Source organism: Hymenobacter sp. DG01 (assembly GCF_006352025.1).
Lineage (GTDB): Bacteria > Bacteroidota > Bacteroidia > Cytophagales > Hymenobacteraceae > Hymenobacter.
The window spans coordinates 170,059-187,635 of record NZ_CP040936.1 but is presented as its reverse complement, the minus strand read 5'-3'; the positions used below and the strand labels follow the sequence as shown (position 1 = coordinate 187,635).

At 60.9% G+C, this 17,577-nt stretch carries 16 protein-coding genes; 11 read left to right on the top strand and 5 right to left on the bottom strand.

Going from position 1 to position 17,577, the window contains the following annotated elements; all coding sequences use genetic code 11:
* Positions 1-12 precede the first annotated feature (12 nt).
* From FGZ14_RS00745 to FGZ14_RS00725, 5 genes are all read left to right on the top strand, one after another.
* A complete protein-coding gene (locus FGZ14_RS00745; protein WP_139920209.1) occupies positions 13-474 on the top strand; it encodes a hypothetical protein in 462 nt (153 codons plus the stop codon).
* A gap of 10 nt (positions 475-484) precedes the next feature.
* Entirely contained in the window at positions 485-1,375 is an 891-nt protein-coding gene (locus FGZ14_RS00740) for an AraC family transcriptional regulator (RefSeq protein ID WP_139920207.1), read from the top strand.
* Positions 1,376-1,863: 488 nt separating this feature from the next.
* On the top strand, positions 1,864-2,259 hold the full coding sequence (locus FGZ14_RS00735; RefSeq protein ID WP_257883307.1) for a DUF983 domain-containing protein: 396 nt from the start codon (positions 1,864-1,866) through the stop codon (positions 2,257-2,259).
* Between the two features lie 247 nt (positions 2,260-2,506).
* A complete protein-coding gene (locus tag FGZ14_RS00730; RefSeq protein ID WP_219601041.1) occupies positions 2,507-3,946 on the top strand; it encodes an alpha-amylase family glycosyl hydrolase in 1,440 nt (479 codons plus the stop codon).
* A 351-nt stretch (positions 3,947-4,297) separates the two neighbouring features.
* The gene (locus FGZ14_RS00725) at positions 4,298-5,647 is read left to right on the top strand and encodes an alpha-amylase family glycosyl hydrolase (protein WP_219601040.1); all 1,350 of its coding nucleotides are present in this window, start codon (positions 4,298-4,300) and stop codon (positions 5,645-5,647) included.
* A gap of 44 nt (positions 5,648-5,691) precedes the next feature.
* Here FGZ14_RS00725 and blaOXA read toward each other — a convergent pair whose 3' ends face one another.
* Both blaOXA and FGZ14_RS00715 read right to left on the bottom strand, forming a co-directional pair.
* Positions 5,692-6,510 carry a class D beta-lactamase gene (gene blaOXA, locus FGZ14_RS00720; RefSeq protein ID WP_139920205.1) on the bottom strand — a complete coding sequence of 273 codons (819 nt, stop codon included), beginning with the start codon at positions 6,508-6,510 and terminating at the stop codon, positions 5,692-5,694.
* Between the two features lie 33 nt (positions 6,511-6,543).
* Positions 6,544-7,113 carry a YdeI family protein gene (locus FGZ14_RS00715; protein ID WP_139920203.1) on the bottom strand — a complete coding sequence of 190 codons (570 nt, stop codon included), beginning with the start codon at positions 7,111-7,113 and terminating at the stop codon, positions 6,544-6,546.
* A 94-nt stretch (positions 7,114-7,207) separates the two neighbouring features.
* On the opposite strand from FGZ14_RS00715, the gene FGZ14_RS00710 reads away from it, so the two are divergent.
* From FGZ14_RS00710 to FGZ14_RS00700, 3 genes are all read left to right on the top strand, one after another.
* A complete protein-coding gene (locus tag FGZ14_RS00710; RefSeq protein ID WP_139920201.1) occupies positions 7,208-8,158 on the top strand; it encodes an aldo/keto reductase in 951 nt (316 codons plus the stop codon).
* Positions 8,159-8,419: 261 nt separating this feature from the next.
* A complete protein-coding gene (locus FGZ14_RS00705) occupies positions 8,420-8,929 on the top strand; it encodes a GNAT family N-acetyltransferase (protein ID WP_139920199.1) in 510 nt (169 codons plus the stop codon).
* 84 nt (positions 8,930-9,013) lie between these two features.
* Positions 9,014-9,727: a DUF421 domain-containing protein gene (locus tag FGZ14_RS00700; protein WP_139920197.1), complete on the top strand. Its 714-nt coding sequence runs from the start codon at positions 9,014-9,016 to the stop codon at positions 9,725-9,727.
* A 34-nt stretch (positions 9,728-9,761) separates the two neighbouring features.
* Here the strand turns inward: FGZ14_RS00700 and FGZ14_RS00695 are convergent, their stop codons facing one another.
* Complete coding sequence (locus FGZ14_RS00695) at positions 9,762-10,952, bottom strand: serine hydrolase (RefSeq protein ID WP_180754436.1); 1,191 nt, start codon at positions 10,950-10,952, stop codon at positions 9,762-9,764.
* A 146-nt stretch (positions 10,953-11,098) separates the two neighbouring features.
* On the opposite strand from FGZ14_RS00695, the gene FGZ14_RS00690 reads away from it, so the two are divergent.
* Both FGZ14_RS00690 and serA read left to right on the top strand, forming a co-directional pair.
* On the top strand, positions 11,099-11,488 hold the full coding sequence (locus FGZ14_RS00690; protein WP_139920193.1) for a VOC family protein: 390 nt from the start codon (positions 11,099-11,101) through the stop codon (positions 11,486-11,488).
* Positions 11,489-11,598: 110 nt separating this feature from the next.
* On the top strand, positions 11,599-13,500 hold the full coding sequence (gene serA / locus FGZ14_RS00685; protein WP_139920192.1) for a phosphoglycerate dehydrogenase: 1,902 nt from the start codon (positions 11,599-11,601) through the stop codon (positions 13,498-13,500).
* Positions 13,501-13,617: 117 nt separating this feature from the next.
* Here serA and FGZ14_RS00680 read toward each other — a convergent pair whose 3' ends face one another.
* A complete protein-coding gene (locus tag FGZ14_RS00680; protein WP_139920190.1) occupies positions 13,618-14,298 on the bottom strand; it encodes a hypothetical protein in 681 nt (226 codons plus the stop codon).
* Between the two features lie 58 nt (positions 14,299-14,356).
* Positions 14,357-15,715, bottom strand: coding sequence for a D-alanyl-D-alanine carboxypeptidase/D-alanyl-D-alanine-endopeptidase (locus FGZ14_RS00675; protein ID WP_139920188.1), 1,359 nt, complete (start codon positions 15,713-15,715; stop codon positions 14,357-14,359).
* A 364-nt stretch (positions 15,716-16,079) separates the two neighbouring features.
* On the opposite strand from FGZ14_RS00675, the gene FGZ14_RS00670 reads away from it, so the two are divergent.
* Positions 16,080-17,516: a Gfo/Idh/MocA family protein gene (locus FGZ14_RS00670; protein ID WP_139920186.1), complete on the top strand. Its 1,437-nt coding sequence runs from the start codon at positions 16,080-16,082 to the stop codon at positions 17,514-17,516.
* The last annotated feature ends 61 nt before the right edge of the window (positions 17,517-17,577 follow it).

Genomic DNA, 17,577 nt, shown 5'->3' with positions numbered 1-17,577 from the left:
CCCTCTCCTGCTATGAAACCAAAAATCCGTGAATGGCTGCGCCGCTACCTGCCCGCCGAGATACTGTCGGTGGTGGCTACCCTGGCCGGGGCGGGCGTGGCGTGGCACCTGGCGCCGGAGCAGGATTTGCGGGCCGCACTGGCAGGTACCTGGGCCGGGAACGTGGCTTATTTTGGGTGGCTGCTGGGGCAGGATATGCGGCTGGCACGCCGGGAGCTGCAGGCCCAGGGCCGGCACTACAGCGCGCGCACCTTCGGGCGCAACGTGCGGGCCCTGGCCGTGGAGTTCGGGCCGGCCGAAATACTCGACAGCTTCCTGATTCGGCCGGCGCTGATGTACTGGTTGCCCCGCTGGACCGGCAGCCGGGCCGGCGGCATATTGGCCGCTAAGTTCCTGGCCGACATCACCTTCTATATTCCGGCCATCATCAGCTACGAGCTCAGCAAGAAGCGGCTCCGTAACTTCGGCGAGTAACCGACCCTGTATGCAACCGCCCCGCCTGCCCGTCCTGACGCTTGAATCGTTTCCGCAGCAACGACCACGGCCGTGGTACCTGGAGCGGCTGGCGCGGCATGTGGCCAACTTCCCCGGTACCAGTCAGCCCCACGCCCACGACTTCTACCTGCTGCTCTACGTCACGCAGGGCCAGGGCACGCACACTATAGACTTGGTAACCTATCCGCTGGAGCCGGGTAGCCTGTTTTTCATGACCCCGGGACAGGTGCATCACTGGCAGCTTTCCGAAGACGCGCAAGGTTACGTGGTACTATTTGAGGCTGATTTCTACCTGGCCCGCTACCCCGGTGGCCGGCTCTATGAGTACCCATTCTTCCAGCACGTACATGCGCCCGTGCTGCACCTAGGCGCCGAAGAAACTGAGCTGCGGCCTCTATTTGAGCGCATGTGGCAGGAACACGCTACCCCGGCCCCACAGCAGGATGAGGTATTTCGCTCCTACCTGCTTATTTGCCTGGAACTGGCCGCGCGTCACTACCCCTCCACGGCGGCTCAACCTGCTAGCGGCGAGCCGCGCCACGCCCAGCACCTCCTGCGCGAGTTCGGAGCCCTGCTCAACCAGCATTTCCGCACTCAGCGGGAAGTGCAGCACTACGCCGATCTGCTCCATGTTTCGCCCAACCACCTCAATGCCCTGTGCCGCCGCCACCTGGGCAAAACCGCCAGTGCCCTTGTTCAGGAGCGCGTGTTGATGGAAGCCCGCCGCCTGCTTCGCCACACGTCCGCCACCGTGGCCCAGGTAGCCGACACGCTCGGTTTCGACGACGCTTCCTACTTCGGCCGCTACTTCCGCAAGCACACTGGGCAAACCCCGGAGGGCTTTCGGTATGAGGGGGAAGGGGTGACAAGTGACAGGTGATGGGGTGACAGGGTGACAGGGTGTACTGGCGGCAGACTTCTGGCCGGAGGCCAGGCGTCTGCCCGTCGGTAAATAAGGCAAGTCTCCTGACTTGCGGCCGCCAACGGCGGCCAGCTCGCGTTGGGTTCGTCCGCGCCATTTGCACATTCTGCTCTCCTTTGCTAAAGCCAAAAGGTAGCTAGCACGAGAATGCCGCACCGGGTGTCCGTCCTGTATGCAAACCTTATTAAGCAGGGGCCGCCCAAACAATCCCGAACGGCGCAGACGCGAGCGAGCCGCCTTCGGCGGCCGCAAGTCGGGAGACTTGCCCTATTGGCCGGCAGGCAGACGCCTGGCCTCCGGCCAGAAGTCTGCCGCCAGTACGCCCTGTCACCCCATCACCCACCATCACGAATTGATTTGTACCGGACAAACCCGGAAATGGCTCTTACGGGCGCAGGAAGGGCATTTTATCTTTGTTCTACGATTTCACCAACTACCTGGAAATCATGCCGAAGATACAATCTACGGGCCTGGCTATGTTGCAGCAACGCTGCCCCCGCTGCCACGAAGGCCACCTGTTCACGCACTCTGCCGCTAATCCCGTTCACTTTGCTGAAATGCCGGACCGCTGCCCGGTTTGCGCCCAGGCCTATGAGCCCGAGCCGGGGTTCTATTGGGGTGCCATGTTCATTAGCTACGCCTTTTCCACGGCTATTATGCTGACAACCGGCTTTCTGGTGTACTTCCTGCTTCACGACCCCGCCGTGTGGGTGTACGTGACCAGTGTGGCCGTGGTGGCCGTGCTCCTGACCCCGCTCAGCCTGCGCTACTCCCGTACCCTGATGCTGTACTGGTTCGGCGGCGTCCGCTACGAACCGCGGACTGCGCTGAAAGCTGGCTAGGGCAGCAGGCCGGCTGTTCATAGACCGTCATTCCGAGCGCAGCCGAGGAATCTCGCGTGCTGACGTTGCAATAGTAATTACAACGTCAGCACGCGAGATTCCTCGGCTGCGCTCGGAATGACGCTGGTTTATTATCCAGAAGCATTACTCTTTCAAAGCCTTCACGCCGAGTTGCATGCCTTGCCGCCCGGCCTTTTTGCTACCCTGCTTCGGAGGACCAAGTGCCGGAAAAGGGGTACTTTTCGGCATGTCCCGCACTGTTCTTTCCTTCCTGCTCGGCTGGCTGCTTCTGGCGGCCTGCCGCATGGAACCTACCACCGATTGCGCCCCGGCGGCCCCTGAAGCCTATACCATCCGGCACCCGGCCTGGGCCGATTCGGCCAGTATCTACGAGGTCAATATCCGCCAGTACACCCCGGAGGGCACTTTCCGGGCCTTTGAGGCTCACCTGCCCCGCCTCCAGAAAATGGGGGTCGGCATTTTGTGGCTGATGCCAGTGCAGCCCATCGGCAAGCTCAACCGCAAAGGTACCCTGAGCAGCCAGTACTCCGTGCAGGACTACCGAGCCGTAAACCCGGAGTTTGGCACTCTGGACGACTTGCGTCACCTGATTCAGACCGCGCACAAGCTCGGCATGCACGTTATCTTGGATTGGGTAGCCAACCACACCAGTTGGGACAGCCAGCTCCGCCAGCAGCACCCCGAGTGGTTTACCCGCAACGCCCAGGGCCAGTTTGTGCCGCCCGTGGCTGACTGGCAGGATGTCATCGACCTGGATTACAGCAAGCCGGAGCTGCGCCAGTACATGCAGGAAAGCATGGTGTACTGGCTGCGCGACGTAGGCTTCGACGGCTTCCGCTGCGACGTGGCCGGCCTCGTACCCATGGAGTTCTGGAACCAGACGCGCCCCGTACTCGAGAAAGTAAAGCCCGTGTTTATGCTGGCCGAATGGGACGAGCTGCACAACCCGCCCTTTCTGAAAAAAGGCGAGTTCGACCCCAACACCGGTATGCTGGAAAAGGCCTTCGATGCCACCTACGCCCTGCGCCTGTGCTACCTCCTCGACAGCATCAGCCGCCGCCAGCAGCCCCTCACCGCCCTCGATGCCTACCGCGAGGTAGAGCGCACGCGCTACCCGGCCTCGGCCTACCTCATGTACTTTACCAGCAGCCACGACATCAACAGTTGGGATGGCACCGAGTACGAGCGCCTCGGCAAAGACGCCCTCCCCCAGGCCGTGCTCGCCACCCTGCTGCCGGGCATCCCGATGGTGTACAGCGGCCAGGAAGCGGCCCTGAAAAAGCGGCTGCGTTTCTTTGATAAGGACACGATTCCGTGGCGCGCCTACCCCCTGCAGGAGTTCTATACTACCCTGCTTCAACTCAAGAAGCGCCACCCGGCCCTGCGCAACGGCGACCCGTGCAGCGAGTTTATCCGGATGGCGCCGGAGGCCAGTCCCGAAACCTATGCCTTCGTGCGTCGCAAGGGGCCAAAGGCGGTTTTGGTGGCCGTGAACCTGGGTCAGCAGCCTCACCAAATTCGTCTGGCTAACCTGGGCCCCGGCGTTTACCGCGACGTATTCAGCGGACAGGTAACTAAGCTAGGCTCAGGCTCCGACCTGCTACTAACCCCGCACAGCTACCGCGTGTACGAGCAACTCCCGGACCCCGACAACAGCTGGTTTTAGAACCTAGTATTTCTCTAGAACGTCATGCTGAGCGCAGCGAAGCATCTCGCGTGCTGGTGTTGCAATAGTAACTGTCATGCTGAGCGCAGTCGAAGCATCTCTACCTCTGGCTATTCTATAAATCATCAGGCACCCCCTCTCCTTTTTCGGAGAGGGGGCCGGGGGGTGAGGTCCCACGCCTGCAACGTCAGCACGCGAGATTCCTCGACAAGCTCGGAATGACGGTCTTTCTCTGCGTTCTGGGAATGCCCGGCTACTCCACCGGGCACCGGTGCTCTTTAGATTCGGCTATGGAAGGCTGATTTCGCGTAGGCAGGTGCAGTCCAACTTGTTTTCGCCTACCCCTCTGCCGTGTCTGAACCTCAGTTGCACCCCAGCGCCCACCTTTTTCAGGTGCGCCACCCCGATTGGGCCGCCAACGCCACTATCTACGAAGTAAACCTGCGCCAATTCACGCCAGAAGGCACATTTCGGGCGTTTGCCGCGCACCTGCCGCGGCTGGCTTCCATGGGCATCAGCATCGTGTGGCTGATGCCTGTCCACCCTATTGGGGAGGTAGGGCGCAAGGGCACGCTGGGCAGCCAATACGCCGTGCAAGACTACTTCGGGGTGAATCCGGAGTTTGGGACGCTGGATGATTTACGCTACCTGGTGAAAACCGCGCACGATTTGGGCCTCCGGGTGCTGCTCGATTGGGTAGCTAACCACACCAGTTGGGACAACCCGCTGGTGCAGCAGCACCCCGAGTGGTATCAGCATGACGCGCAGGGCAACCTCCTACCCCCCGTGCCCGACTGGACCGACGTAGTGGCCTTCGACTACCGCCACCCCGAACTGCGCCGCTACATGACCGATGCCCTACTCTATTGGGTGCGCGAAGCCGATATTGACGGGTACCGCTGCGACGTGGCCGGCCTGGTGCCTACCGATTTCTGGGATGCTGCCCGCCTGGAGTTGGATGCGGTGAAGCCCCTGTTTATGCTGGCCGAGTGGGACGAGTTGTACCCCTCGGGCGGACTGACCTGGGAGCAGTTCAACTCCGATACCAAGCTGCTGGAAAAGGCCTTCAACATGACCTTTGGCCTGCGCCTGCACTACCTCCTCGACCACATTGCGGAAGGCAAACAGCCCCTGCACGGCATCGACGAGTATCTGGCGGCTGAGCGGGCCAAGTATCCGCCCTCGGTGTACCTGATGCACTTCACCAGCAACCACGACGTGAACAGCTGGGATGGCACCGAATATGAGCGCCTCGGTCCGCTGGCGTTGCCGTTTGCGGTCCTGACGGTGCTGCTGCCGGGTATGCCCTTGGTGTACACCGGCCAGGAAGCAGCCCTGAACAAGCGCCTCGCCTTCTTCGAAAAAGATACCGTGGATTGGCAGGACTACCACCTGCAGGATTTCTATACCCGCCTGCTCCAGCTTAAGCGCCGCCACTATGCCCTGCAAAACGGCGACTCGCTCAGCCGCTTTCAGCGCCTGCCTGGCCCCCCTGACACGTACAGCTTCCTGCGCCAAAAAGGGCTGGCGGCGATACTCACGGGCATTAACATCAGCCCGGAGCCGCAACCGCTCCTCATTCCGGCTGATGCGGTTGGTGTTTGGCTGGATGTTTTCAGCGGTGAACAGCTTATGCTCGAGGAAGGCCAAGAGGTGGTGCTACCGCCCCACGGTTGGCGGGTGCTGGAAAAGCAAGTATAGGCGTAAAGCGGCTGCTTCCATTCCTCCCTAGACGGTAGGTAGCATTACATCCAGCCCATTTCACGCAGTATATCTTCCGTCAGAGCCCGGCGGCCGGCGGCAAAACGTGTATCGGCGGCCTGCCCTCCGGTGGGTTCTGCATTAAGGGCAAAAAGGGCGGTGCGGCCGTCGGGGCGCTGCACCCAGCCCACAAACCAGCCGTTGTCGGGGTTGGTGTCGGAGCGAAAGCGCCAGCCGGTTTTGCCGTAGAGAGCATAGCTAGGCGTTTTCTGCAGGAGCAAAAGCTGCTTCACGGCCCGCTGATGCCGCACTTCTACGGGCAGGGTTTCCGCCTGCAGCCGACGTAGGAAATCAATCTGCTCGAACTGACTGATGCGCGAATTACCATCGAGCCAGAACGTATCGAGGGTGGCAGGCGTGACCAGGATGCCGGGGTAGCGCAGCTTCCGGAGCCACTGCTTATACGTTCCTACCCCCACCTGGCGGGCCAACTGCTGGTAACACGGCACGCACGACACGCGCAGAGCCCGGGCGTAGCTCATGTCCTGGTTCCACTGCGGGAAGTCGCGCTTCACCCCATCCCATTTGCAAACGGTGGCCGTATCGGGCAGGGCGCCGGTTTGCAGGCCAATGAGCGTGTTCGGAATCTTGAAGGTGGAAGCCGGCAGGAAGCCCTGGCGGCAGCGCTTTTCATTGTACGCCGTGAAGCGGCCCGTGCCCGTTTCATACAGCAAGAAAGAGCCCTGCACCCCGTACTGATCGAACTGCTTCTGAAAGTTTCGTTCGGTTACGGGGGTAGCAGGCGCAGCGCCCAACAGCAGCGAAATACCCGAAGCGAAAAGCAAGTAACGAAACCGTAGCATGCCGCGAAGATAACGGCCTTGGGGCAGCCAGGCTCACTTTACGGCCATCAGCTGTTCTATCAGTTGGGCAATGCGCCGCTGTCGGGTTTCGGGGCGGCGCACGGCGGTTAGCTGCTGCAGGTGTTGCTTGCGCACGCTGGGGGCCAGGCGTTGGAAGTTTTGCTCGGCGGCGGGGGTAGCGGCCAGGGCTGCGGCTAAGTCAGGGGGTAGCAGCAGGGCATCTACTTCATCCAGGGCGGCCCAGCTGCCGTCTTGCTGGGCCAGGTCAATTTTGGCTTGCCCGGCCGGCATCAGCAGCCCGGCGGCACGGAGCTGCTCAAGGCGCTTTTTATTCACCGCCGACCATACGCTGCCTTTTTTACGGGGCGAGAAGTAGAGCTGGTAGCGGGTTCCATCAAGCTTGCGGGGTAGGGAATCAATCCAGCCGAAGCAAAGGGCTTCTTCCACTGCTTCGGCGTAGGTGAGGGTGCCAGATACGCTGTTTTTCTTGTGGAGCACCACCCACACGCCCACGGGCTGCTCGTGGTGCGCTACCAGCCACGCCCGCCACGCCGGCCGGTTAAGAACATCCACTACTTCCAGAGTATCGAGCTTTCGGGCCATAAGCATCAAATGAAAGGAGAGTAAAAGTAGCCAACCTTGCTACGCTGATTCAGTTTACTTACTTCATCCTCCTTCATTTCTACTCCTTACGTGCATGCAACACCGTGAACTAGGCCGCTCCGGCCTGCGCATCGCGCCCCTCGTGCTGGGTGGCAACGTCTTCGGCTGGACGGCCGACGAGGCTACCTCTTTCCGCATCCTCGACGCCTTTGTAGCCGGGGGCGGTAATGCCATTGATACCGCCGACGGCTACTCCGTGTGGGTGCCGGGCCACGTCGGCGGCGAGTCGGAAACCATCATCGGCAAGTGGCTGCAGCAGCGCGGCCGCCGCGACGACGTGGTAATTGCCACCAAAGTGGGCTGGGAAGTCAACCCCGAAAACAAGGGCCTGAAAAAGGACTACATCCTGCGCGCCGTGGAAGGCTCCCTCCAGCGCCTGCAAACTGACTACATCGACCTGTACCAGTCGCACAAAGACGACCCTACCACGCCCGTGGAGGAAACCCTGGAAGCCTACGCCCAACTGGTGCAGCAGGGCAAAGTGCGCGTCATTGGGGCTTCTAACTTCGATGCCGCTCGTCTGCGCGAATCCGTGGAGGCCAGTCAGAAGCACGGTTTCCCGCGCTATGAAACGCTGCAACCCCTCTACAACCTCTACGACCGGGCCGAGTTTGAGCAGGAGCTGCTACCCCTCGTGCAAGAGCATCAGATTGGCGTGATTCCGTACTACGGCTTGGCGGCGGGCTTCCTCACGGGCAAGTACCGCACCGAGGCCGATCTGCAGAAAAGTGCCCGCGGTGGTGGCGTAGGCCAGAAATATCTGAATGAGAAAGGTCTGAGAATTCTGGGTGCGCTAGATTCCGTAGCAGCCCGCCAGCAGTCCTCTCCCGCTCAGGTAGCCCTGGCCTGGATTATGGCCCAGCCTGGTCTTACGGCTCCCATTGCAAGCGCCACCAGCCCCGAGCAGGTAACGGAACTGCTCAAATCCACGGAGCTTGCCCTGAGCCCCGATGACATCCAGGAGCTAAACCAGGCCAGCGCCTAGCCCTACCTTCTTTTAGCACTACATGCCGAACCCGGATCAGCCCATTCAGTGGTCGATTGGGGTTCGGCATGTTCCTTACAGGGCCTGTTTTCCTGATGCACGAAACAGGTTGCCAAAGCCTTGATCCAAGAGCGGGGGTAGCGCCCGAGGCCCGCTAGGCGGTACTACGTGAGGCAGCCGTTGCGGCGCGGCGCATGGCTGAACATCATTTTCCGACTACCTTCCGCAAATTTTGCGTTTGCGCCGCCCTGCCTGTTGCCCATGATCATCCGTACCGCTACCCGGCCCGACCTTGATGCCCTTTACGCCATCTGGTGTGAGCTGATGGACTCGCACGAGGCCTACCATCCCATTTTTGGCTATTACCGGCAGGCCGAAGCGGAGCTGAGGCGCGTACTGCTGCAGCGCCTGCAGGAGCCTTACACCCGGTTTTTTATAGCCGAAAATGCCGAAGGGTTGATGGGCCTGCTGGTGGCCATGTACCAGATCGGCAACAACGGCATGCACTACAACCGCCGCGGCTACATTGCCGAAACCATTGTGCGCCCTCAGTACCGGCGCACGGGCCTGGGCCGCCTGCTATTCGAAACGGCCCGCGAGTGGCTGACCCGGCAGGGCGCCGACCACCTGGAGCTGCAGGTAGCCGTAGCCAACCCTGGCGGCCTGCGGTTCTGGACGGCCCTGGGCTTCGCACCCTCTACTCACCACCTGGTGCTACCCCTTACCCCAGCCCGGGAGCCCAGCCCGCCTCCGGCCAGCCCGGGGCATTAATACCGTTTTAATTAACTGTTGAGCTGCTCCCTACGTTAGACCAGACAGAGGCCCAGGACGGGCCAGTCTGCTTTTTCGTTGCTCATGCTGCTTTCTTCCGCTATTCAACCCTTCGACTGGAAACGCATTCTGGTTTCTGAGGATGCGCCCCTGCTGTTTCTGCTGGAAATTGCCCTCCGCTGCCTGGTTACCTACCTCCTGGTACTGGGTGCTTTGCGCGTGACGGGGCGGCGCGGGGTGAGACAGCTGTCCATCTTTGAGCTAAGCATTATTCTGGCCCTGGGCTCCGCCGCTGGCGACGCCATGTTCTACGACGACGTGCCTCTACTGCACGTGACCGTAGTATTCGTGATGGTAACGGCTCTATATCTGGCTTTCAACCGCCTGACGGAGCACTACCCCAAGTTTTCGGACTGGCTGGAGGGCGCCCCTATTCTGCTGATTGAGAATGGCGAAATCAAGCATCAGGCCCTGAAAAGCCAGAACCTGACCCAGAAAGAGTTGTTCGGCGAGTTGCGCCAGTACCAGGTGGCGCATCTGGGGCAGGTGCGCCGGGCGTACATAGAAGCCACCGGCAACGTGAGTATTTATTTCTTTGCCGATGACCAGGTCCGGCCCGGCCTACCTATTTGGCCCGAGCGGTTCAGGAACCCACGGCACCGTCCCGAGGAGGCTGGGACCCAGGCCTGCTCCTGCTGCGGGCATGTGCAGGAGCTGCCCCGGGGCGGCACCGCCCGCTGCGCCGTATGCCAGTCCGACCTGTGGGTGCCCGCCTGCGACGAGAAGCGCATTCAGTAGGGGGCCAAGTGAGGTTTGCCCGCTTCTGGCGTAGCTACTTCTTTCCGGCCACGTAGGGCTCGTAGCCTTCCCACTGCCAGGGCGTATCTGTGTCGCCCAGCAGCTTTTCCAGCAGCTCCTTGAACAGCAGGTCGGCATTGGCGCTGTTGCTCATCAACAGGAGTCCTTTCCCGCGGTCAGCAAACACCACGCTGTGGTTTTCCCATCCATCATCGTGGCCTTCTTTGAAGTAGGCGGGTCCGTAGGTGGGCGAAACGAACGTACCCCAGCCCAAGCCGTAGCCCAGCTGAATGGTGCGGTTGCTGTCGGGGGCGGCTACGGTGGCCAAGGGGCCAAACTGGGCTTTATAGGGAATACGCACCTGCGCCCGGGTCATGCTTTGCTTGGCGGCGGGAGTAAGCCCCCGGCCCTGCATAACGGCCGTCAGAAAGGCCGCGTAATCGGCGGGCGTGGTGCTCAGGGAGCCGGCGCCCCCGGGTTTGGTGCGCTTTCGGATGCCCACTACCTGGCCCTCATCGTCGTAGCCCAGGGCATAGTTATCTTCGAAAGCGGGCTGCCAGACGTAGCTGGTTCGGGCCATGCGCAGCGGCTGAAATACCCGCTCGGCGCTTAGCTCCGTCAGGCTTTTACCCGTTACGGTTTCTACCACCAACTGCAGCAGCTGCAGTCCTTCCCCGGAGTACCAGTACTGGGCGCCAGGCGCAAACTTGAAGCGCAATTTCTTATCGGGCTCAATCCAGCGCCAGTTGGGCAGGCCCGTCGTGTGGGTAAGCGCCATCCGGGCCGTAAGCTGCTGCCAGCGGTTATCCGTGCCCAGATCCTGATACTGCTCGTACGCCGGAATGGGCTTGGGCAGGTACTGATACAAGGGCTTATCGAGCTCCAGGACCTGCTCCTGTACCAGCTGCAGCACGAGGTAGGCAAAAACGGCCTTGCTGAAGGAGGCCCCGTACATAACGGTGCCGGGCTCCAGCGGGGCGCCCGTTTCGAGGTTGCGCCGGCCGTACGTGCGTAGGTAGCACACCTGGTTGTCTTCCAGCAGGGCCAGGGCCAGCCCTGGCACGCGGGCCGCTTCCATACGCTGCAGCACCAGCCGGTCAATTTCTGAGGAGCGCAGCCTCCGTCGGTCCAGGGTGTGGAAAACCACTTTGTCTGCTTGAGCCTGGGCAAGCGGGCCTGTGCTCAGCAGCGCCAGCAGTATTCTCAGGCAGCACAGCGCTTTCATAGGCCGCATCCGGTTGGCAAGTTCCTGTTATAAGTAAATGTAAGCTGCCGAATATTGCAACCTCTGCCCCTCATCTGAACCGCTCCGCGCACCGGGCCCGGCTGGTGAAAGGGCAGTTTTCATTGACCCGGCTTATTCTTCGTCCCATGCTGCCTTTGCTCCACATCCATCATATTGCCATCATCTGCACGGATTATGCCCGCTCGAAGCAGTTTTACACTGAGGTGCTGGGCCTGCGTGTCATTCGGGAGGTGCACCGGGCGGAGCGGCAGTCCTGGAAGCTGGACCTGGCCCTGGGTGGGCAGTACGTCATCGAGCTGTTTTCTTTTCCTACCCCGCCGGCCCGCCTGAGCCACCCCGAAGCCGCTGGTCTGCGCCACCTGGCCTTCGCCGTGTCCGATATTGAGGCCACCGTGCGCCACCTCACTACCCACGACGTAGCGGCCGAGCCCGTGCGCACGGATGAGCTTACCGGCCGGCGCTTCACCTTTATCCAAGACCCCGATGGGCTGCCTTTGGAGTTTTACGAGGGGTAGGGTGCCAGCTTGCCAGATGGGTAAGGAGCGGTTCTTTTTCGTTTGAAATCGTAGAACGTGCGTCACTGGCGTTCCGGCCATTGCGCTTTCCGTTCTACCTTGCCCCCACTATGCCCGAGCAACCGCAGCCTCTCCCCTACCTCATTATTGATTTTGACAGCACCTTCACCCAGGTAGAAGGTCTCGACGAACTAGCCGACATCGCCCTGGCGGGTCAGCCCAATCGGGAGGAAGTAGTAAGCGCCATCCGGGCCCTCACGGACCGGGGCATGAGCGGGGAGCTGAACTTCTCGGAGTCCCTGAAGCAGCGGCTGGCGCTGCTGCCGGCCCGGCGCGAGCACCTGCCGCTACTGGTGGAGCGCCTGCGCGGTAAAGTATCCGAGAGCATTCAGCGCAACCGCAGCTTTTTTGAGAAGTTTCACGGGCGCATTTACATTGTCAGCAGCGGCTTCCGGGAGTTTATTGAGCCGGTGGTGGCTGAGTTTGGCATTGATGCCGACCACGTGCTGGCCAACACCTTCACCTTCGATGTGGAGGGCCGCATTACCGGCTTCGATGCGGAAAACGTGCTCAGCCGCGACGGAGGTAAGATTCTGCAGCTGCGTCAGCTTGACCTCGATGGCGACGTGTACGCCCTCGGCGACGGCTACACCGACTACCAGATCCGGGAGGCCGGGCTGGCCAACCGCTTCTACGCCTTCACCGAAAACGTGCACCGCGAGGCCGTAGTAGCCCGCGCCGATGAGGTGCTGCCTTCCTTCGACGAATTTCTCTACCAGAACAAGCTTCCGATGACCCTCTCCTACCCCAAAAACCGCATTAAAGTCCTGCTGCTCGAAAACCCCGACCCGCGTGCCGCCGAGCTGTTCCGCCAGGAGGGCTACCAGGTAGATACCGTGCCCGGCGGCCTCGACGAGGACGAGCTGGTGCAGCAGATTGAGGGCGTTAGCATCCTGGGCATCCGGAGCAAAACCCAGGTAACGCAACGGGTGCTCGACGCTGCCAACCGTCTTATCGGCATCGGGGCGTTCTGCATCGGCACCAACCAGATTGACCTGACGGGCTGCATGAAAAAGGGCGTGGCCGTATTCAATGCCCCCTTCAGCAACACCCGCTCGGTAGTAGAGCTGGCCCTGGGCGAAATTATTATGCTGGCCCGCCGTATTCCTGAGAAAAGCCCCAAAATGCACCAGGGCGAGTGGGATAAGTCGGCCAAGGGCTCGTTTGAAATCCGGGGCAAAAAGCTGGGTATCGTGGGCTACGGCAACATTGGCTCCCAACTATCGGTAGTCGCCGAGGCTGTGGGTATGCAAGTGCTCTACTACGATGTAGCCGAAAAGCTGCAGCTGGGCAATGCCGTGAAGTGCCGTACTCTGGAGGAGCTCCTACGTCAGTCCGACATTGTAACCCTGCACGTAGATGGCCGCCCGGCCAATACCAACCTCATTGGGGCCGCTGAGCTGGCTATGATGAAGCCCGGCGCCCTGCTGCTCAACAACAGCCGCGGCCACGTGGTAGATGTGCCCGCTCTGGCCGCCGTACTTCGGTCCGGCCACCTGGGCGGCGCCGCCGTGGATGTGTTTCCCTACGAGCCCAAAACCAACCAGGAAAGCTTTGAGAGTGAGTTGCGCGGTTTGCCCAACGTGCTGCTTACGCCCCACGTAGGGGGTAGCACGGCCGAGGCCCAGCGCAATATTGCCGAGTTTGTGCCCGAGCGGATTATGCAGTACGTGAATACCGGCAACACCCAGCAGAGCGTCAACTTCCCCAACATTCAGCTGCCGGAGCAGCAGGCCCATCGCCTCATCCACATTCACCACAATGTGCCCGGCGTGCTGGCCCGTATTAACAACGTGCTGGCCCAGCACCACGTCAACATCCTGGGTCAATACCTGAAAACCAACGAGCACATCGGCTACGTGATTACCGACATAGACAAGCAGTACGAGCCGGAGGTAATTGGCGAGCTGCGCAAAGTAGAGCACACCATCAAGTTCCGGGTGCTGTACTAAGACGGCTCGATAAACCAGAGTATGGCATAGCCCGGGCGTTAGTTCGTGGTAGTCTGAGCGCCCCCGCCCAACGACCACGGACTAACGCCCGGGCTATGTCACGTTTAATTTGTTGGGTTACTTCTCTGCTGCCTCATCCCCCGTATACTGCTCAAACCGCACCCGGCCGAAGTCGCGGATGGTCTTGACGTGCGTTTCTACTTTGTCCGGGTCAGCGGCGTGGAAACTGTCGCCGCCCTCGCGGTGGAGGTACCAGTGGTGGTCAGTGGGGTTGTACTTGAACGTAACGATGTGGGTCCAGCGCCAGGCGCTGCCGCCGTAGTGCTCCACCGAGAAATAGCCGTTTTTGATGGTCAGGCCCTGGTAGGGGTCGCCCATCATGCCGCCACAGCCACTGCACATAGCAGCGTTGTCGTTGCGGGCAGCCAGGGTGTACTGGCCCTGCGCGTTGGAGGTAAGTACCAGCAGGGGCCGCAGGGCGGCGCTACCTAAAACGCCGGTAGTATCGGTCTGCACACTGTCAAGCACCAGCAGCTTATCGGGGTAGGCGTCGCGGTTCAGGTCACCGGTTTCCATGTCGAGCAATCGATAGCCAGCGGGCACAAACTGCTGCACCAAAGCCGCTGAATCGGGGCCCACAGGAGTTGATGGAGGGTTGGCCGGGACGGAAGGGGTAGCAACCGGGGCTACTGCAGGCGCTTGCGTCGCGGCCGACTCGGGTTTCGACTGACACGCCAGTAGTGATAAAGCCAGCGCGACGCTTAGGGCGCAAATCGGGAAGAATAGTGTTCGGTTCACGTAAGGGATATAAACCCGAGGGCGGGCGCTTTTTTGAGAGGAGTTAGATTGGTGTCGCCTACAGCCGCTCCCGCACCTGGGTCAGAATCTTCTCCATCTCAGAGCGCACGGGGGCATCGTCGCCGGGGATATTGTTGTTGAGGAAGCTGAAGGCCAGCAACCGGCCCGACTTGGTTCTGATGTAGCCCACCAAATTGTGGTTGTTGGTGAGCGTGCCGGTTTTGCCCCACAGCCAGGGTTTGCCAGCCACCGGGCGGTAGCGCCGCCGCAAGGTACCTTGCCCACCACCGGCCGCCAGCAGGCTCAGTAACCGCGGCTCCTCTACCTCCTGATGCAGGCGCACCAGCAGAGCCGTGAGGGTGCGGGGCGTGGCTAAGTTCAGGCGCGAAAGGCCGGAGCCATCCACCCAGATGGGGCGGTCGGGCAGGCTGCGGAGGTAGTTGGCCTGCATAGCCTTGATAACCCGAGCGGAACTCAACGAATCCGGGCTTAGGGTAGAGGCGCACAGGAGCAGCAGCTGCTCGGCCAGGAAATTGTCGCTCACTCGAATCATGCGCCGGTACAGCGAATCGACGGGCAGCCCGCGGAGGGTGTACACTGCATCCTGAGGCCGCAGCCGAAACGGGATTTGCATTACCGGCCGGCGCAGGGTGTCCTGCAGGAGCTGCAGTAGCAAGGCCGGACTGGTGCGGAAAGGCGTTTCATCAACCCAGTTTTTAGCGCTCGGAAACACCGTAAAGCGGTTTTCCAGCGGGGCGCGGCGCACATGGTCGTCGGTGGGGTTGGGGGCTGCGGCGGGGGCTGGCTCCATCAGCGGCTTAAAAAAGCGCGGGTACACACGCGGCAGGGGCTGCCCGGCTTTGGCGTAGAAGCGCACCGTGTGGCCGTACACTGGAAACGCCCCACGCTCCGGCTGAAAGTAATAGTTGTAATCGTCCCAGCTCCAGCCGGGACCGAAGGCCGTAACGGTGGGCACCTCGGCGTAAAACAGCTTTTCGGGGCGGTTCTGCAGAAAAGCCAGGGCCCGCCGGGAGGGTACGTCGCCGTGAAGCAGGGTAGGGTCGCCGGTGCCCCAGAACAGGAGGGTATCGGGACGCACAACGTAGCGCAGGGCGGGCAGCGAATCGGGCAGCATGCGCAGGCCAGCGTACAGGCTGAACAGCTTCATAGTGCTGGCCGGCGTGAAATACCGGTCTTCGTTCTGCCCGAAAAGCTGCTGACCCGTGGCGGCATCGGTGAGGCAGACACCTACGTTGTGCCGCCGCAGTACTACTGATTCGCGCAGCTGCTGTTCCAGCCAGGGTAGGTTGGGCGCGGGTGCAGGGGTAGCAACGGGCAGGGTCTGGGCCACAGCCGCCCCCAGCGGCAGGCACAGCAGCACCAATAAGGCGCGTTGTAGCAGGCAAAAAAACGACATCAGAGCAGAAGCAACAGGCAAAACGCCCGCAACTTGGGCAAAACCGCGGCGCTTTTCAACTATTGAGTTTTTCTGTGGATGCAGACTATAAGGCCTAATGATTACACTGCGCCGGTCATGCTTTGCCTTCAGCTCCGCATGGCGGTCTTTTACCTACTTCCTCATTGCCCGGTTCCTGCCCTCTCCTACCCCCGCACAACGTCCAAACCTTCGCCACCCAGCGCGGGCTAGCCAACATTTTCCAGCACCAGCGGCATCTGACGTCATAATTTCATAGAGGCAGCGCGGCTGGCAAAGGCAACCTGCTCAGAACCTGGCAGTATGAGATACTATATCTGTATCTGTCACGAACTGCCTGCTGGTTATGTCTGTCACCAACGAACTACTCAATACCGTCCTGCGCCACGCCGGCCAGGAAGTTTCACGCAAGGAATTTCTGAGTCTGGCCGGGCGCGGCCTTGCCGTGGGGGTAGCCGCCGGGGCCCTGGCCAGCTGCCAGGATAAATCGTCTTCTGCCTCAGCCGCCACCACGCCCACCACCGGCACACCGGCCTCGGAGGTCGATGGTTCGACGATTTACACCTCGCCTGATGGGCAGAAAGTGCCGTCGTCGGAAGCCGTGTCGCCGCCGGCCAAGGTGCCCGCTGACCTAAGCAAGCCCATTGAACTGGAAGCGTGGAAGTCGGACGTGGACCCCCAATCGGGACCGGTGCCTACCCCCCTGCCCATGGACAAACGGGTGGGCTATGCCCTGGTGGGCCTGGGCCACCTGACGCTGGAAGAAATTCTGCCGGCCTTCGGGGAATGTAAAAAATCGAAGCCCGTGGCCCTGGTCAGCGGCTCGCCGGAAAAGCTCAAAAAGGTGGCCCAGCAGTATGGCATCAAGCCCGAAAGCTGCTACAGCTATCAGGATTATGACAAGCTTAAGGACAACCCCGAGGTGCAGGTGATTTACATTGTGCTGCCCAACTCCATGCACGCCGAGTACACCATTCGGGGAGCCCAAGCCGGCAAGCACATCCTCTGCGAAAAACCCATGGCCAACTCCTCAGCTGAGTGCCAGGCCATGATTGACGCCTGCAAAAAGGCCAACAAAAAGCTGATGGTAGCTTACCGCATTCAGTATGAGCCTTACAACCGGCAGGTAAAAGAGATGGTGCGCGGCAACAAGTTCGGCAAGCCCAAGTACATCGAAGCCCAGAACAGCCAAAGCTCCGCCAACCCCGACCACTGGCGCCACAAAAAGGACCTAGCTGGCGGCGGCGCCCTTCCCGATATTGGCCTATACTGCCTTAATACCAGCCGCTTCGTGTTGGGTACTGAGCCCACCGAGGTATTTGCCTATTCCTACAGCACGCCTGGTAACCCTTTGTTTAAGGAAATCGAGGAAGCTATGTCATGGCAGATGCGCTTTCCGGAGGGCATCATCGTCAACTGCATTACCCACTACAACACCCACGACTCGCGTTTCTACCGCGTGAACACCGAGCGGGGCTGGATTCATGTGGACAACGCCTACGCCTACACCGGCCAGCAGCTGCAAACCTCCCACGCCGAGGGTCCGGCCAAGCTGAAAACCCAGATGGTGCTAAGCGAGAAAAACCAGTTTGCCGCCGAAATGGACCACTTCTCGGAGTGCGTCATGGACGATAAGCCGCCGCACACCCCCGGCGAGGAAGGCCTGCAGGATCACCGCATTATGGAAGCTATTTATCAGTCGGCGCGCGAAGGCCGGCCGGTGAAGCTTACGGAAGTAAAAGGCACCGACGTATTCCGCGGCCCGGAGCCCAAACAAGCGTAAAAGCTGTTTCAACCCAGCACACAAAAGCGCAATGGCCTCCCCAGAATAGCTCTACTCTGGG

What these genes read in the sequence shown, in the direction of transcription:
- FGZ14_RS00745 (WP_139920209.1), top strand. Translation starts at nt 13, where the DNA reads ATGAAACCAAAAATCCGTGAATGGCTGCGCCGCTACCTGCCCGCCGAG.
- FGZ14_RS00740 (WP_139920207.1), top strand. Translation starts at nt 485, where the DNA reads ATGCAACCGCCCCGCCTGCCCGTCCTGACGCTTGAATCGTTTCCGCAG.
- FGZ14_RS00735 (WP_257883307.1), top strand. Translation starts at nt 1,864, where the DNA reads ATGCCGAAGATACAATCTACGGGCCTGGCTATGTTGCAGCAACGCTGC.
- FGZ14_RS00730 (WP_219601041.1), top strand. Translation starts at nt 2,507, where the DNA reads ATGTCCCGCACTGTTCTTTCCTTCCTGCTCGGCTGGCTGCTTCTGGCG.
- blaOXA (WP_139920205.1), bottom strand. Translation starts at nt 6,510, where the DNA reads ATGCTACGGTTTCGTTACTTGCTTTTCGCTTCGGGTATTTCGCTGCTG.
- FGZ14_RS00715 (WP_139920203.1), bottom strand. Translation starts at nt 7,113, where the DNA reads ATGGCCCGAAAGCTCGATACTCTGGAAGTAGTGGATGTTCTTAACCGG.
- FGZ14_RS00710 (WP_139920201.1), top strand. Translation starts at nt 7,208, where the DNA reads ATGCAACACCGTGAACTAGGCCGCTCCGGCCTGCGCATCGCGCCCCTC.
- FGZ14_RS00705 (WP_139920199.1), top strand. Translation starts at nt 8,420, where the DNA reads ATGATCATCCGTACCGCTACCCGGCCCGACCTTGATGCCCTTTACGCC.
- FGZ14_RS00700 (WP_139920197.1), top strand. Translation starts at nt 9,014, where the DNA reads ATGCTGCTTTCTTCCGCTATTCAACCCTTCGACTGGAAACGCATTCTG.
- FGZ14_RS00695 (WP_180754436.1), bottom strand. Translation starts at nt 10,952, where the DNA reads ATGAAAGCGCTGTGCTGCCTGAGAATACTGCTGGCGCTGCTGAGCACA.
- FGZ14_RS00690 (WP_139920193.1), top strand. Translation starts at nt 11,099, where the DNA reads ATGCTGCCTTTGCTCCACATCCATCATATTGCCATCATCTGCACGGAT.
- serA (WP_139920192.1), top strand. Translation starts at nt 11,599, where the DNA reads ATGCCCGAGCAACCGCAGCCTCTCCCCTACCTCATTATTGATTTTGAC.
- FGZ14_RS00675 (WP_139920188.1), bottom strand. Translation starts at nt 15,715, where the DNA reads ATGTCGTTTTTTTGCCTGCTACAACGCGCCTTATTGGTGCTGCTGTGC.
- FGZ14_RS00670 (WP_139920186.1), top strand. Translation starts at nt 16,080, where the DNA reads ATGTCTGTCACCAACGAACTACTCAATACCGTCCTGCGCCACGCCGGC.